The organism is Mesorhizobium sp. LNHC252B00, assembly GCF_000502955.1.
GTDB lineage: Bacteria > Pseudomonadota > Alphaproteobacteria > Rhizobiales > Rhizobiaceae > Mesorhizobium.
Map to the genome: position 1 here is coordinate 119,744 of NZ_AYWO01000003.1, position 14,398 is coordinate 134,141.

General features: G+C 61.7%; 15 protein-coding genes and 1 tRNA gene. 6 read left to right on the top strand and 10 right to left on the bottom strand.

All coding sequences use genetic code 11. The features are described 5' to 3' along the window. Nucleotides 1-21: 21 nt before the first annotated feature. Nucleotides 22-1,239, bottom strand: coding sequence for an LL-diaminopimelate aminotransferase (locus X744_RS164655; RefSeq protein ID WP_023757573.1), 1,218 nt, complete (start codon nt 1,237-1,239; stop codon nt 22-24). Nucleotides 1,240-1,284: 45 nt separating this feature from the next. After that, entirely contained in the window at nt 1,285-1,773 is a 489-nt protein-coding gene (locus tag X744_RS01000000169265; protein ID WP_245266431.1) for a hypothetical protein, read from the bottom strand. Nucleotides 1,774-1,775: 2 nt separating this feature from the next. Between X744_RS01000000169265 and phaC the strand changes: the two genes are divergently transcribed. The 3 genes from phaC to X744_RS164640 all read left to right on the top strand — a co-directional run bounded on the left by phaC (nt 1,776) and on the right by X744_RS164640 (nt 5,439). Further along, nucleotides 1,776-3,611, top strand: a complete 1,836-nt coding sequence (gene phaC / locus X744_RS164650) for a class I poly(R)-hydroxyalkanoic acid synthase (RefSeq protein ID WP_023757575.1) — start codon at nt 1,776-1,778, stop codon at nt 3,609-3,611. A gap of 215 nt (nt 3,612-3,826) precedes the next feature. Beyond that, nucleotides 3,827-5,071 carry a YcbK family protein gene (locus tag X744_RS164645; RefSeq protein ID WP_023757576.1) on the top strand — a complete coding sequence of 415 codons (1,245 nt, stop codon included), beginning with the start codon at nt 3,827-3,829 and terminating at the stop codon, nt 5,069-5,071. 293 nt (nt 5,072-5,364) lie between these two features. After that, nucleotides 5,365-5,439: transfer RNA gene (locus X744_RS164640), tRNA-Glu, on the top strand. Between the two features lie 175 nt (nt 5,440-5,614). Here the strand turns inward: X744_RS164640 and X744_RS164635 are convergent. Genes X744_RS164635 through X744_RS164625 form a run of 3 tightly spaced genes read right to left on the bottom strand, consistent with a single transcriptional unit; the run spans nt 5,615 to nt 7,689 of the window. Continuing rightward, complete coding sequence (locus tag X744_RS164635; RefSeq protein ID WP_023757577.1) at nt 5,615-6,016, bottom strand: TadE/TadG family type IV pilus assembly protein; 402 nt, start codon at nt 6,014-6,016, stop codon at nt 5,615-5,617. Beyond that, nucleotides 6,006-6,446 (bottom strand): TadE/TadG family type IV pilus assembly protein, encoded by a 441-nt coding sequence (locus X744_RS164630; RefSeq protein ID WP_023757578.1) that lies wholly within the window; start codon nt 6,444-6,446, stop codon nt 6,006-6,008. Before X744_RS164630 ends, X744_RS164635 begins: the two co-directional genes overlap by 11 nt. 4 nt (nt 6,447-6,450) lie before the next feature. Further along, entirely contained in the window at nt 6,451-7,689 is a 1,239-nt protein-coding gene (locus X744_RS164625; RefSeq protein ID WP_023757579.1) for a pilus assembly protein TadG-related protein, read from the bottom strand. Between the two features lie 337 nt (nt 7,690-8,026). On the opposite strand from X744_RS164625, the gene X744_RS1000000173410 reads away from it, so the two are divergent. Continuing rightward, entirely contained in the window at nt 8,027-8,389 is a 363-nt protein-coding gene (locus tag X744_RS1000000173410) for a hypothetical protein (RefSeq protein WP_156938477.1), read from the top strand. 288 nt (nt 8,390-8,677) lie between these two features. On the opposite strand, the gene X744_RS164620 is transcribed toward X744_RS1000000173410, so the two are convergent. Together X744_RS164620 and X744_RS164615 are read right to left on the bottom strand one after the other, a co-directional pair. Then, the gene (locus X744_RS164620; RefSeq protein ID WP_023757581.1) at nt 8,678-8,941 is read right to left on the bottom strand and encodes a DUF6074 family protein; all 264 of its coding nucleotides are present in this window, start codon (nt 8,939-8,941) and stop codon (nt 8,678-8,680) included. Between the two features lie 138 nt (nt 8,942-9,079). After that, nucleotides 9,080-9,376: a DUF982 domain-containing protein gene (locus tag X744_RS164615; RefSeq protein ID WP_023757582.1), complete on the bottom strand. Its 297-nt coding sequence runs from the start codon at nt 9,374-9,376 to the stop codon at nt 9,080-9,082. A gap of 283 nt (nt 9,377-9,659) precedes the next feature. Here X744_RS164615 and map point away from each other — a divergent pair, with 283 nt between their 5' ends. Both map and X744_RS1000000173415 read left to right on the top strand, forming a co-directional pair. Beyond that, nucleotides 9,660-10,487 (top strand): type I methionyl aminopeptidase, encoded by an 828-nt coding sequence (gene map, locus X744_RS164610; RefSeq protein ID WP_023757583.1) that lies wholly within the window; start codon nt 9,660-9,662, stop codon nt 10,485-10,487. A 90-nt stretch (nt 10,488-10,577) separates the two neighbouring features. Further along, nucleotides 10,578-11,063: a hypothetical protein gene (locus tag X744_RS1000000173415; protein WP_156938478.1), complete on the top strand. Its 486-nt coding sequence runs from the start codon at nt 10,578-10,580 to the stop codon at nt 11,061-11,063. A 323-nt stretch (nt 11,064-11,386) separates the two neighbouring features. On the opposite strand, the gene X744_RS164605 is transcribed toward X744_RS1000000173415, so the two are convergent. From X744_RS164605 to X744_RS164595, 3 genes are read right to left on the bottom strand one after another with little or no spacing between them, the layout of a single operon-like run. After that, a complete protein-coding gene (locus X744_RS164605) occupies nt 11,387-12,058 on the bottom strand; it encodes an ABC transporter ATP-binding protein (protein ID WP_023757584.1) in 672 nt (223 codons plus the stop codon). Further along, the gene (locus tag X744_RS164600) at nt 12,055-13,296 is read right to left on the bottom strand and encodes an ABC transporter permease (protein WP_023757585.1); all 1,242 of its coding nucleotides are present in this window, start codon (nt 13,294-13,296) and stop codon (nt 12,055-12,057) included. The genes X744_RS164605 and X744_RS164600 overlap by 4 nt, the downstream gene beginning before the upstream one ends. A 7-nt stretch (nt 13,297-13,303) precedes the next feature. Next, complete coding sequence (locus X744_RS164595) at nt 13,304-14,308, bottom strand: efflux RND transporter periplasmic adaptor subunit (protein ID WP_023757586.1); 1,005 nt, start codon at nt 14,306-14,308, stop codon at nt 13,304-13,306. Nucleotides 14,309-14,398 lie beyond the last annotated feature (90 nt).

Consider the following 14,398-nt stretch of genomic DNA (forward strand, 5'->3'; position numbering starts at 1 on the left):
AAATTGTCCGCGGCTGCAAGCTTACCGGTGAGCGGAAAGCGGCACGACGTTGTTGGGCTGCTTGGCGCTGGTCGCCAGGAAGCGCTTGATGTTGCGCGCGGCCTGCCGGATCCGGTGCTCGTTCTCGACCAGCGCGATGCGCACGTGATCGTCGCCATGTTCGCCGAAGCCGACACCTGGCGCCACCGCCACGTCGGCATGTTCGATGAGCAGCTTGGAGAATTCGAGCGAGCCGAGATGCCGGAACGGCTCAGGGATCGGCGCCCAGGCGAACATCGATGCCGCCGGTGCCGGAATGGGCCAGCCGGCGCGGCCGAAGGCATCGACCATCACGTCGCGGCGCTTGTGGTAGATGTCGCGAACTTCGGCGATGTCGGCGCCGTCGCCGTTGAGCGCGTGTGCCGCCGCCACCTGGATCGGCGTGAAGGCGCCGTAATCGAGATACGACTTTACCCGGGTCAGCGCCGAGATCAGGCGCTCGTTGCCAACCGCAAAGCCCATGCGCCAGCCGGGCATGGAAAAGGTCTTCGACATCGAGGTGAATTCGACGCAGACGTCGATCGCGCCCGGCACCTGCAGCACCGAAGGCGGCGGATTGCCGTCGAAATAGATCTCCGAATAGGCAAGATCGGACAGGATGATGATATCGTTCTTCTTGGCGAAGGCGACCACGTCCTTGTAGAAATCTAGCGAGGCGACCAGCGCCGTCGGGTTCGACGGGTAGTTGAGGATCAGCGCCAGCGGCTTCGGGATCGAATGCTTGACACCGCGCTCGAGCGCCGGGATGAAGCCGTCGTCCGGCTCTACCTGCAGCGAACGGATGACGCCGCCCGACATGATAAAGCCGAAGGCATGGATCGGATAGGTCGGGTTCGGGCACAGGATCACGTCGCCCGGCGCGGTGATCGCCTGCGCCATGTTGGCGAAGCCCTCCTTCGAGCCAAGCGTGGCCACCACTTGCGTGTCGGGGTTGAGCTTCACGCCGAAGCGGCGGGCGTAATAGTTGGCCTGGGCGCGACGCAGGCCCGGAATGCCGCGCGACGAGGAATAGCGGTGCGTACGCGGATCGCGCACGACCTCACACAGCTTGTCGACGATGGCCTTGGGCGTCGGCAGGTCCGGATTGCCCATGCCGAGGTCGATGATGTCGGCGCCGCGCGAACGGGCGCTGGCCTTGAGCCGATTGACCTGCTCGAAGACGTAAGGCGGAAGCCGGCGGACCTTGTGAAATTCTTCCATGGCAGTTCCAGACAGCAAAAGGGGTATTGGGCGCGCGCTATATACTTATTTGCAGGTAGGGTCGAGGGCGGGGTCGCATTTGGCTTCGATCTGCTTCAGAGTTTCGTCACCGTGCTTCTTGGCTAGCTCCGTCAGCGCCGCCTGATCGGCGACCTTCGGACTGCCGCCTTTTGCCGCCTGCGAATTCTCATCCGCCTTCAATTGCGCAAGCTTGGCATTCTTCTCGGCTTCGGTGAACTGCGGCGCCGCGACTTGCGGCTTGATGTTCAGGTTCGGAAAAGTACCGGTATCCTTCGGTCCCGCGCTCACAGCAATCGGCGTCGGTCCGCTGCTGTTGGTGCTCGAGCACCCGGCCATCCCCATGAGGACAATCGCCGCACCGATGCGGCAAAAACGTCCGGCGCCGAAAAAAACAGTCTCGCCAATATTAATCGTCATATTGTTTCCTTGGCAGCCGATGTAGAGCGAGATTGGACCCGGTCGGATGTCCCATGTTAATATGTCAAGAAAAGGCCTCGGGAGGAACCCCGCCAACCATGTCCAAAACACCCGATTCGGGCAAAGCGGAAGATGACGAGCCTTCGACCGTCGAGCAATATCTGGTGAAGGACCCGGAACGCTTCGCCCTGAACGTGGCGCGCATGATCGAGCAGGCCGGCAAGGCCGCTTCCGCCTGGGCTGAGCCCCGCGAAAAAGGCGAGGTGCGCGATCACGTCGCCGAGCCGGTCGTCGACATGGTGAAGACCTTTTCCAAGCTCAGCGAATACTGGCTGTCCGATCCGCAGCGCGCGCTGGAAGCGCAGACGCGGTTGTTCTCCGGCTACATGACTGTCTGGGCCAACGCCATTCAGCGCACCAGCAACGCCGCGGAAGCCACCGAAGATGCCGTCAAGCCGGAGCGCGGCGACAAGCGCTTCCTCGACCCGGAATGGGGCCGCAACGCGTTCTTCGATTTTCTCAAACAGGCCTATCTCGTCACCTCGCGCTGGGCGGCCGACCTGGTCGAACACGCCGAAGGTCTGGACGAGCATACCCGCCACAAGGCCGGCTTCTACGTCAAGCAGGTGTCCAACGCCATCTCGCCGTCGAATTTCATCCTGACCAATCCGGAACTGTTTCGCGAAACCGTCGCCTCCAACGGCGAGAACCTGGTGCGCGGCATGAAGATGCTGGCCGAGGACATCGCCGCCGGCAAGGGCGACCTGAAGCTGCGCCAGGCCGACTACTCGCCTTTCGAGATCGGCAGGAACATCGCCACCACCCCAGGCAAGGTGGTTGGCCGCAGCGATGTCGCCGAGATCATCCAGTACGATCCGACAACCGAGACGGTGCTCAAGCGACCGCTGCTGATTTGCCCGCCATGGATCAACAAGTTCTACATCCTCGATCTGAACCCGCAGAAATCCTTCATCCGTTGGGCGATCGATCAGGGCCATACCGTTTTCGTGATCTCCTGGGTCAACCCGGACGAGCGCCACGGCACCAAGGGCTGGGAGGCTTACATCCGCGAGGGCCTGCAATACGGCCTCGACACCGTCGAAAAGGCCACCGGTGAACGCGACGTCAATGCGATCGGCTATTGCGTCGGCGGTACGCTTTTGGCGGCAGCACTGGCATTGATGGCGCGCGAAGGCGACGACCGAATAAAGTCGGCGACGTTCTTCACCACGCAGGTCGATTTCACCCATGCCGGCGACCTGAAAGTCTTCGTCGATGAAGAGCAGGTCGCGGCGGTAGAAAAGTCGATGAGCGAAAAGGGCTATCTCGACGGCACCAAGATGGCGACTGCCTTCAACATGCTGCGGTCCGGCGACCTGATCTGGCCCTATGTCGTCAACAACTACATGCGTGGCAAGGATCCCCTGCCCTTCGATCTGCTCTACTGGAATGCCGATTCGACCCGCATGGGCGCGGCCAATCACTCCTTCTACCTTCGCAACTGCTATCTCGAGAACAACCTCTCGCGCGGCACGATGGAACTGGCGGGCCACACGGTTTCGCTCGGAGACGTCACCATTCCTGTGTACAACCTCGCCTCCAAGGAAGATCACATCGCGCCGGCGCTTTCGGTGTTTCTCGGCTCGAAATATTTCGGCGGCAAGGTCGAGTACGTCATGGCCGGATCAGGCCATATCGCAGGCGTCGTCAACCCGCCGGCATCCAACAAATACCAGTACTGGACCGGCGATACGCCGACGGGCGACTTCGGCCAATGGACAGCCAAGGCCACCGCTCATCCAGGTTCCTGGTGGCCGCACTGGCAAGACTGGATAGAGGCCAAGGACAACACCCGTGTGCCCGCTCGCAAACCCGGCAAGCATATGAAAACCTTAGGGGATGCTCCTGGCACCTATGTGAAGGTGCGTGTGTAACGGACTGTAATGTCTGGTGAGTTGACGCACCGGTAAAAGCGGGCGAAATGGTGTAGTCAACCATTGAGCAGCCGTAATTCGGCAATCACTGCAAAAATACTTCCAGGCTTGCGGATTTGATACAAGTCTCGTTTCCGGATCGGAGACAAAGGTCACCTTGACACGGCGTATCGCTGCCGCACCAGGGATATACCGACCGGGCATCGAGGGGGAATTTGACTTTGAAATCAGCAGGATGGAGCCTCGCAAAGGGAGAACGCCACGCCATCGTGGCAGCGCTCTGCTCATTGCTTCTGGCCTCCTGCACCTCGGCTGGCGACCCGACGATGTCGGTTGGAATGCCCGGCTATAATGCCACGGCATCGGACATTAATAAGGCCTCTGGCGCCACGCCGACCGCCGCAGCCGATTCGTCCGAGGTCACGACCGAGCAGACGACCGTGATGACGGCCAGCGATACGACACTTCCCGAGACAATCGCCTATGTCCCGATGGCCAAGCCCCAAGCCGCCTTTCCGCTGACCACTCCGGCCGGCAACGAAACGATTGTCGGACAAACTCCTCAGTCCTTGCAGCAGCAGGCACAGACAACGCAGCAGAGCGACGCGGTCGCCGCTAAGATCGCGGCCGCCGATGCCGGCGTGAATGCGCCGAAGCCGACAGCCGCTCCGGTCATGAACAATCCGGTCTATGTGACGGCTGGCGAGATGCCGCAGCCCGACGCGCCGAAGAAAAGAGGCTTCCTGGCCTCGATGTTTGGCGCCACGCCTGCTTCGGCGACGCCGCTCATCAACACCCGGTCGGGCGAGCAGCCAGCGATGCAGGCCAAACCGGCGCCAGCCGCGGCAAAGCCGATCATCATGCTCGCCTCGGCCAATTCCGCGGAAAAGCCGGTGCAACTGGCTTCGACAGGCGGCGAGACCGGCCACATCACCGGCAGTGATGCCTTGCCCGGCGTGCGCCAGACGGCCCTGTTCGAAATCAAGCGCAAGTCCGGCCTCGACGACGAAAGCGATGTCGACCTCAACGAGGACGAGGGGCCAATCGGCGGCTCCTATCAGGTTGCGTCCGCCGCCGGCATGGCCCGGTTGGCGCCCAACGGGCTGCTCAAGCAGAACGAGAGCGTCGACGTGGCCTGCCTGAAGCCGTCGTTGGTCCGCGTGCTGAAGACGATCGAGGGCCACTACGGCCGCAAGATGATGGTGACCTCGGGCTATCGAGACCCGGCTCGCAACCGCCGCGCCAACGGCGCCAAGAATTCGCTGCACATGTATTGCGCCGCCGCCGACATCCAGGTCCCCGGCGTTTCGAAATGGGAACTGGCGAGCTACATCAGAACCATGCCCGGCCGTGGCGGCGTCGGCACCTACTGCCACACAGAATCCGTCCACGTCGACGTCGGCCCAGAGCGCGACTGGAACTGGCGTTGCCGCCGGCGCAGCGGCGGTGACGACGGCTAGTGGCGCGATTTCACGGGCCGGAAGTGTGTTAGCAGCCCGAGGGACCATCCCCGACATTCGTGATTAGCCTAGCCTCCTGCACTTCGTCACTTGGGTCTGCGCTGCGTCGCCGCGCTCCTTGCTGCGCCCAGTGGATGATGAAGCGATGAGTCCGCTGATCGCCGAGGCATGCTGGCACCCTGCCCAGCCCTGGCGAATGTGCCGCTTTTACAAGCCGGAAAAAAGTTGTCCAAGGTGGCGCCTGACGGGTTGCCGGTTGCGCGCAACGCCAGTATAAGCCGCTTCGTCTGAGCGCGCCCATCGTCTAGCGGTTAGGACACCGCCCTTTCACGGCGGTAACAGGGGTTCGATTCCCCTTGGGCGTACCAGAACTTTCCAAACGCAGCTTGCAAGGTGCCGGCCAGTTGACGCGACCGTGACAAAGGCGGCGTTGCGGCAAGAGCCTATACTGAGAAGGGGCGCCCGCCGGTTAACGCGCCCTCTTCACGGGTTGGCAGAAACACGGGACGGCGGTGCGACCGCCGCGTTCCCACACTGGGCAGCCTAACCGACCAGCGGCACGGTAACGGTGGTCGCGTAGTTGACCGGGAAGTTGCTGAAGTAAGGGAAATCGACGACGAAGGCGTAGGTGGCGGTCAGATGCGCCATGCGGAAGCCACCACTCGCCGGGTCGATGACGATCGTGACATTCACATCCGTCAAACCCAACGCCTGCAGTTTCTGCGTGGCGATCGATTGGATGTCGGCTTGGGTCAGCGTGTTCTGAAGCTGCAACGAGCGTGATGATGTTTCCAACACATAGCGAACGCTGGACACGGAGTGCATCGACCAGCCGAAGGCGAAGATCCCGAACAGCAGCATGACGAGGAAAGGCGCGATCAGCGCGAACTCCAACCCAGCCCCGCCCGACCGATCCTGACTGAACGCGTTCGTCTTAGCGGACACGGATCACCTCCAGATGGCCGATGGTGCTGGAACCGGAAAAGGCACCGAAGGCGACGGGCGGCAACCAGGTGGCCGTTGCCTGGATCTGAACATAGACCGATGGCGCCTTCGGCCCACTGCACATGGTGGAAGCGTCGACCACGGTCGTCCCGCACATGTAGATCCGGCTTAGCGTGACCTGACCGTCCTCCGGCCGATTCTCCCAACTCGAAATGGCAACGGCCTGCGTCGCCGTATCGTTGGTCGATCCTGCCATGATCAAGTTCGCCGCAGTCTTCACGCCAGCGCGCATCGACAGCGAACTCGTTACGTAGGACCAGCCGTCCAGAATACCAAGCAGCACGAGGCAAAGGATGGGCAGGACCAGCGCGAACTCGACCGCCGCAACGCCCGCATCATCTCCAAGGATCGGCGTCGATCGGCGTTCCACGTAGCTACTCGGCCAGTGCCACGGACTGCGCGGCTGGAATGTCGCGCATTCCGAGGCTCGAGCAATTCTGATTGACAGTCGCGCTGCCGGACCATTGAATCGTGTTGGCAACCACCTGGGTGCAGCCGCTGTTGCCCGAGAAATTGCCGAGGTAATTGACTTGTTGCTTGGGAAAATAGAGCGCGCCGGTCAAAAGCGAGTCCGCCGTGCCGTTGAAGGTGCTCTGCGCCGCGGTCCCCGTCCTGTCGCCATAGAACAGCACCCCGGAATAGGTGCCTGAGGTCGGCGCGCTCAGCGTCACCGTGGCGTTGCCGTTCATGCTGACGGTGTTGCTGCCTTGCATGAAGATGGTAACCCCGCTGCCCAAAATGACCGCACCCGCGTTGATCTTCAAATTGCCCTGCACGACATAGACGCCGGGAGAAAGCGTGATGGTGCCGTTGAGGTTCATGCCACCGCAATAGGTCCCGGGCTGGATTGTCTGCGTCGTCTTGTTGCCGTTAATATTCTTGCACGGGTTGCTGGCCGCCGGCGTTGGTAGGTCGGCAAATGGGTCGCTGGCGGGCAGCGCCTGGGTGATCGGCGCGGCGCAGACCGTGGTGACGGGATTGCTGAGAGAGACACCGCCCGCCGATATCAGGCAATCGACCTGGAGGGCCGCCGAGCCCTGAAGCTTGATGGCGTCCGGGGCGTTCGAATTGGACATGATGACGCAGTGTGTGACCTTAACGCTGGTATTGCCGGAAAACCCTACAGCCTGCGAGGCGGTCGGATCGAGCGCTTCCATGCAGGCCTTTGAGGCGTCGGTGATCAGGGCCACCGCCCTCGCCTGCTCGGGAACCTGGGCCTGGGTGAAGATTGAGGTGAACATCCGGTCGAGGTTCTGGCGGACTATGACCTCGACTGCTTTCTTCGTCGTATTCGGTCCCGACGTCGGCGGCGTGTTGACGACGATCGTGCCCGAGCCCAACCCATTCGTGGCGGCCGACTGGGTCGCGGCCGCGACGATGGTCGGCTTGTCGGAACCCGAGATCTGTTCAAGCGCGCCGGCATAGGCGGCGGCATCGGCCGTCGCCTGCAATCTCAGGCTGTTGTAGTACCAATAGGAGGTCTCGACACCGAAGCCCGCGGCACCGACCACAATGGGTAAGGTCAGGGCAAAAATGGTGGCAACATTTGCGCTTGTTCCCCGGCGAATGCCGTTCGCGATACGTCGAATCCGGGTGAAGCAAATGAAGGTCATAACCTAGATTAGAAAGCACGCATGTATGAACGAATGGCTAAAAAGTTCAGTTCATTTTTGATCAGCTATCTGTTGTCCTCAAAAAAATGGGTTCGTTGTCTGATCAGCGAGCATGCAAGGCAACGGACGACTTACAGGCCGTGCCCCGATGGATGAGTTCCGAGGATAGTTTACCGTTTGCTAACAGCACGATTGCAGAGCCGGAGGCAAGGATCGGCCGGCTCAACTTCGCAATGGGACTTATGCGCGGCAAATCGGGGACCAAGGTCCGTCTAGCGGGTTCATCGACGACGTCGCATGATTCACCGAGCGGGACGGCCGACTCGAAGGATGGACCATGAAAAATCGAACCAATCTGCTCGCAGCGGTTGCGGCGCTCGCACTTCTCGCCTCTCCGGTCTTCGCGGGTCCTGGCGGCAGTGGTAATGGCGGCGGCCACGGCAGTGGGAACGGAAACGGCGGGAATTCAGCCGGAGCTGGATCGCAGGGGCATGGAGCTGCGACATCCGCGGCGGCAAGAGATCCTTCGACCAGTGGTTTGACAAAAGCGCTCAGCGTCGTGGCGACCACGCCGGCATCACCGCAGGCTACGCTGTCCCTGCAGGCAGCCTTGGACAAGCTCTTGGCGAAGAACGCAACTGAAGATCCGGCAGACACGACGGATGACTCATCGGACGAAACCACTGGCTCTACGGAATAGATAGCTTTGGGGTAGTGGCGCTTTGACGTGACACTCCTTGTGGCCCGCGCCGGTTCGCCGGTGCGGGCTTTTTTCACAGTCGCGTTTCTTGGCGGCCGCACGGGGCCAGCGCCAGCAAGCCACGGCCTCGAGAGCGACCGTCTTAGTGCGTCCTGCCTACATCCGCCAGGTACCCTGCCGGCGAGTGATCCGTGCCCTTGCCGAACACCGATGTGTTGCTGCCCCGGTTCAGCGACCGCTCGAACCCATGCAGCCATGAGGCGCTGTCCATAGCCGTGAAGTTTGTTTTCAAGCGGAAAGAACTGGCATCGTCTCCGCGACTGCCCCAGCCGACATCTCTCTCTGAACGGCCAGGAAGAACCTGCGCACTTCGTCGCTGGCTGCTGTTCTGTCCCTGCCGGATCCGACAACGAGATCGAGCAACTCCGATGCCTTCGCTCTCCAGAAGGAGGTGGCGGTTTCGCCGTGCAGGTTGCAGAGCTTCGCGGCAACTTCTCTGACCAAGAACACCTGACGATCGATCGGGAATGCACGAACTTTTTCTGGGGACATCTTCCGAACCATGAGACCGACGCAACGAATCAACCATTGCCAACAAGCAATGACGTAGCCGGCAAGGTGGAAACGGAAGCTTAACGGCGCTGACGTTGGTGCGCATTGCAATCGGACAAGGCGAAGCGGCGGCAGCCCTCAGGCCTGGAGCGCCCTCGACCCACCGTCGCGCTTGCGCGGCGTCATCATGTCCCTGGCCATCAGCCCGCTCGCCCGGCAAAACGCCATGAACGCCCGGCACGCATCCTCGGTCTTGACCACGTCCACCGTGGCGCCAAAGCAGGCGTTGAAAGCTTTCTGATAAATCGGGCCCTGATGGCGCGCAGGCCAGTCCTGGAGAAAATCGAGCGCCTGTTCGACCCCGTAGATTTCCTCGACTGGCAGGCCGGGTGCGGGTGCGATGCGCACAGGCACCTCGAATTGCAATCTGTCCATCCCACATCTCCCGAACTGGCGTCACCGGGGGCGGCAATGCCGTTCGTCGTCAAAAAATTGCCTTGACCGGCTTTTGGCCCAGAAATGTGTCGTCACTTGGGATCGTCAGAAGGGAAAAGCAAGCCGCGCAAAAATCGGCTAGACATAGCCCCATGCAAGAGGAATATCCCGAAGCGCGGCCGCATTGGGCAGTTCTTCCTTGAACCTTCTGCCCTCAAGTGCCAAATCTGGGGAGATTTTCACATCGGCTCTCTTGCAGGGCCCTACCGCCTAAACGGACAAAATGGTCACCTATCTCGACGCAGCCACTGCACCACTCAGAAACACCGGCCAGATCCGCCTTTATGGCGAGGAAGGCTTTGCCGGCATGCGCAAGGCTTGCGATCTCACCGCGCGCTGCCTCGACGAGCTGGTGCCGATGATCGAGCCCGGCGTCACCACCGAAACCATCGATCGCTTCGTCTTCGAATTCGGCATGGACCATGGCGCACTGCCAGCGACACTCAACTATCGCGGCTACACGAAATCGTCCTGCACCTCGATCAACCATGTCGTCTGCCATGGCATCCCCGACAACAAGCCGCTCAAGGATGGCGACATCGTCAACATCGACGTCACCTATATCCTGGACGGCTGGCACGGCGATTCCTCGCGCATGTATCCAGTCGGCACGATCAAGCGCGCCGCCGAGCGCTTGCTCGAAGTCACGCATGAATGCCTGATGCGTGGTATTGCGGCGATCAGGCCAGGCGCACGCACCGGCGCCATCGGTGCTGCCATCCAGACCTATGCCGAGGGCGAGCGCTGCTCGGTGGTGCGCGACTTCTGCGGCCACGGCGTCGGCCAGCTTTTCCATGATGCGCCGAACATCCTGCACTACGGCAGCGCCAATGAGGGCGTCGAGATGCGGCCCGGCATGATCTTCACTGTCGAGCCGATGATCAATCTCGGCCGGCCGCACGTGAAGGTTCTGTCGGACGGCTGGACCGCGGTGACGCGCGACCGCTCGCTGTCGGCGCAATACGAGCACACGATCGGCGTCACCGACACCGGTTGCGAGATTTTCACGCTGTCGCCCAAAAAACTCGACCGTCCGGGCCTGCCAGCCTAGAGTTTTGTCGTGTAGGGCGGCGCTGGCACCTCGATCCCGGCCGCTTGCGTAGAGCACGGCATCATGCCCGACTGGACGTGAGATCGTCTTATGACGATTGGAACACCCGTAGCATTTCGGCAGGTCGATGGTGACGACCTGTCCGTTGAGTTGGTTGTCCTGCAATTCGATCCTGCCGCCGTGACCAATGCTGCGCAACGCATCTTCCTTGAAGAATGGTTCGAAAACCAGAACGAACTGGCACGGAGCAATCGATCAACAATTGTCGTTTATGATTTGCCGTATCGGGATTCCAGCGCATCTGCAATTCGTTCGCAAAGCATTTCAGCGGTGACGGTCGTTAGGTGCAGGCGAATGCGGCTTCCCTGCGTATCGATTAGCGAAACAGCAACTCCGCTATCAGAATACTCGAGGTGGCGGAGAACGTTGGTGACCACGAAATCTGGTGTTTCGCTGGATCTCTTATCGACGTCACCCACAGATTTTTCCTCCAATTCAGGTTTTATCGATATTTTGCGGCTTCCATGCAACCGAAACCAGGTGCAGTTCTTCGGATTGACTCTCGGCGTCGCCTGATTTCCGACTAAAGTACTTTGTCAGCTTACCATTTTCCGCGGCCTGTACCATCCATTTGCCATGACATATTTTACCTCCACGTTGTTCGACTTGACACACCCTCCCTCTGCTCCGCTCGGCAAATGGATAATGAGGCCACCAGGCCGTGTACTTGACGCACACGAAGCGTTTCAGTTCTGGGAAAATAAATTCGCCATTCGCCTCAAGTGTGCCGGGCTTCTATTGAGCAAAGGTCCACAACAATAGACCTGAAGCAACGCATCGCCATTAGCAACAGAAAGCCGGTGCATGCAGGCAGGTCTCGCCTGAGAATCGATCCACCCTCACTCGATTTTGCCATCGACGATATGGAGGCGGCGGTCCATCCGCTCTGCCATATCGAGATTGTGCGTGACCGCGACGACTGTCTTGCCACGATCGCGCACCAGTTTTTCGAGAATTGTGAACACCTGCTCGGAGCTCTTGGAGTCGAGGCTTCCCGTCGGCTCGTCGGCGAGGATGAGCGGCGGGTCATTGGCGAGCGAGCGCGCCACCGCCACACGCTGGCGCTGACCACCCGAGAGCTGGTCGGGCCGCTTGTCCAGATGCTCGGCAAGTCCCAGCGAGCCAAGCAACTCGCCGGCGCGCTCGCGCATCTCTTCTCGCTTTAATCTGCCGAGCTTGCGCATCGGGATCTCGACATTCTCACGCACAGTGAATTCGGGCAGCAGGAAGTGGAACTGGAACACAAAGCCGAGCATCTCAAGCCGCGTTCTTGCCCGCTCCCTTTCGTCCATGGGACCGGCGTCACGGCCACCGATCTTCAGAGTCCCACGGGTCGGCCGATCGAGCAGCCCGAGCAGATAGAGAAGCGACGACTTGCCTGAGCCGGATGGACCGGTGACGGCGATGAACTCCTTCTCGCGGATCTCAAGCGTGATGTCCTCGACCAGCGTAACGGGGACTGTTTCCGGCAGGATGCGCATCAGCCCTTCGGTCTCGACCAGCGTGGTCATGTCGCGCCTCTGATGATGTCGACCGGGTTTTGCATCGCCGCCCGACGCGCCGGCAGATATCCGGCCACCGCCGCCGAACCGACCGCGAAGCCCGTGGCGATGACGTAATGCAGCACGCTCCAGGCGATCGGAAGATGCGTCATCTCCTGGCCGGTCGCGGCGATCTCGAAGCGAACCAGCGACAGCGCGTAGACCATCGCGAAGCCGAGCACCCAGCCGAGCGCCGAACCGCCGGCGCCGATCGCCACCCCTTCCAGCAGGAACAGCCGGCGCATGTCGGCCTCGGGGAAACCGAGCGACTTCATGATGGCGATGTCGCGCGCCTTCTCGTGTGTGATGGTGGAGATGATGTTGAAAATGCCGAAGCCGGCCACCAGCATGATCGCGCCGACCACGGTGTACATGATGACGTTGCGGATGACGAAGGCTTCAAGGATGGATTCGTTGGCCTCTTGCCACGCCACGGCCTTGTAGCCGAGCTCGGCTTCAGCCCGCCTCGCCACCGCGGGCGCGCGGTTCGGATCGTCGAGCTTGATGCGGATTTCGTTGATCGCGTTCGGCCGCACGGACACGATCTGCGCGTTCTTTAGAAGAATGTAGGCCTCGCTCTCGTCGCGCTGGGTCGTGCCGGTGTGGAACAGCCCGGCGATCTTGAAATTGCGCGCCTGGCCTTGCGAGGAAACCGCCGTGATCGTGTCGCCAAGCCCGGCGCCGAGCCGGTTCGCCATGGTGTCGCCGACGAGCACATTGTTGCCGCCGGCCGCAAGTGCGGCGAAGCTGCCTTGGACGAAATCCTCCACGATCGGCGATACGCCGGGCTCGCGCTCCGGCTCGACGCCGATGATGGTCGCGCCCACCTCTCGGCTGGAATAGCGGATCACGCCCTGTGTCTTGAGGCTCGGCGCGTAGCGTCCGGGAATCCAGCTCTCCAGCCAGGCGGTCGCCTCGGTCGGGTTGATGATGCCGCGGCGGTCATCACGCGGCCTCAGCCCCGAGATCGCGACAGTGTCGAACATATCCTCGGCCGGCTGGCGTCGGGCTGTGCGTTGTTCGTCGGTGATGTCGACATGGGGCATCGTGTCGACGAGCTGGCGCACGAAGTCGTCCTGGCCGCCCTGCATGAGCGCTGCCATGGCGATCGAGAAGCCGACGCCGACCGCCACGCCGATCACCGCGACGAGCGTCTGCCGGCCGCGGCCGGCGATGTGCGTGACTGCGATGTCGAGGATCAGCGGCATTTCCACCTCACGATTCTCGGGCCGCGACGCGCGCGCCGTCGGCAAGGTCCGCTGGGTAGGGCGAAACGACCCGCTCCTGCTCGCCAATGCCGGACCACACCTCGACACCGTTCACGCCGCGGATGCCGGCGCGGATCTCTCGCCGCCGCGCCCTGTCGCCTTCGATCACGAATACGTCGTTCCCCTGGACCGCAGCCGAGGGAATCAACAGCACGTTCTTCGCTTCGCGGGTGACGATGTTGACGTCGGTCGACATGCCGATCCTCAGCGGCGTGTCATCGGGCAGGCGCAGATAGACGCGATAGGTTTTCGTCGTCGGGTCGCCCTTGGGCGTGATGCTGTCAACCGCTGCTTCGAGATTCTGCCCGAGGAACGCATCGGCCCTGAGGAGCACTCGCTGGCCGACCTCGACGCGCGCAATATCCTCCTCGTTGACCTCCGCTACCACCCGCAGCGGACGCGGCTCGCCGACCCAGAACAGCACGGTGCCGAGCTCGGCGATCTCGCCCACCTCGCCGTCTTGCCTCAACACGACGCCGGGACTCGGCGCCCGCAATATGTAAGTCTCAAGTCGTGCCTTTTGCGCGGCAAGCTGCGCTTCTATCTGCGATAGTTCGCTACGCGCGCGATCGAGCGCCTGTTGGCTCGCTGCATTTTTTTGCGCGAGCACGGTTTGGCGTTGGAACTCCTGTTCGGCGAGCGCCCGCCGCGCCTCAAGTTCGCCAAGCACGGCCTTCGCCTCGCTGTCGTCAAGCTTGGCGAGCACATGGCCGCGCCCGACCCGCGATCCTTCGCAGTCGCACTGCTCTATGATCCTCTCGCGCACGACCGGCGCCACCTTGGCCCAGATCTTGGGCTCGACTGCGCCGCTGGCATAGACGATCTCGGCGGCGTCGCCGCGCTTGGCGGTCACCACCGAAACAGGTGCCGGCCTCAGAAAATACCAGGCCGCGGCACCGCCTGCCGCCACCGCAACGATGGCCATACCCGCAATCCAGCGCCTCAACCGCATGCATGCTCCTTTTTGGCGAGACCTGTGGCGTCAGACCGACCGTCGGTCTATAGTACGGGAGAACGTCTTGGCGGCTGCCGCGTTCCGGTC

Coding starts and splice junctions, on each gene's coding strand:
- X744_RS164615 (WP_023757582.1), bottom strand. CDS start 9,376: ATGGACAGATTGCAATTCGAGGTGCCTGTGCGCATCGCACCCGCACCC.
- map (WP_023757583.1), top strand. CDS start 9,660: ATGGTCACCTATCTCGACGCAGCCACTGCACCACTCAGAAACACCGGC.
- X744_RS164605 (WP_023757584.1), bottom strand. CDS start 12,058: ATGACCACGCTGGTCGAGACCGAAGGGCTGATGCGCATCCTGCCGGAA.
- X744_RS164655 (WP_023757573.1), bottom strand. CDS start 1,239: ATGGAAGAATTTCACAAGGTCCGCCGGCTTCCGCCTTACGTCTTCGAG.
- X744_RS164620 (WP_023757581.1), bottom strand. CDS start 8,941: ATGTCCCCAGAAAAAGTTCGTGCATTCCCGATCGATCGTCAGGTGTTC.
- X744_RS164595 (WP_023757586.1), bottom strand. CDS start 14,308: ATGCGGTTGAGGCGCTGGATTGCGGGTATGGCCATCGTTGCGGTGGCG.
- X744_RS1000000173415 (WP_156938478.1), top strand. CDS start 10,578: ATGACGATTGGAACACCCGTAGCATTTCGGCAGGTCGATGGTGACGAC.
- X744_RS164625 (WP_023757579.1), bottom strand. CDS start 7,689: ATGACCTTCATTTGCTTCACCCGGATTCGACGTATCGCGAACGGCATT.
- phaC (WP_023757575.1), top strand. CDS start 1,776: ATGTCCAAAACACCCGATTCGGGCAAAGCGGAAGATGACGAGCCTTCG.
- X744_RS1000000173410 (WP_156938477.1), top strand. CDS start 8,027: ATGAAAAATCGAACCAATCTGCTCGCAGCGGTTGCGGCGCTCGCACTT.
- X744_RS164600 (WP_023757585.1), bottom strand. CDS start 13,296: ATGCCGCTGATCCTCGACATCGCAGTCACGCACATCGCCGGCCGCGGC.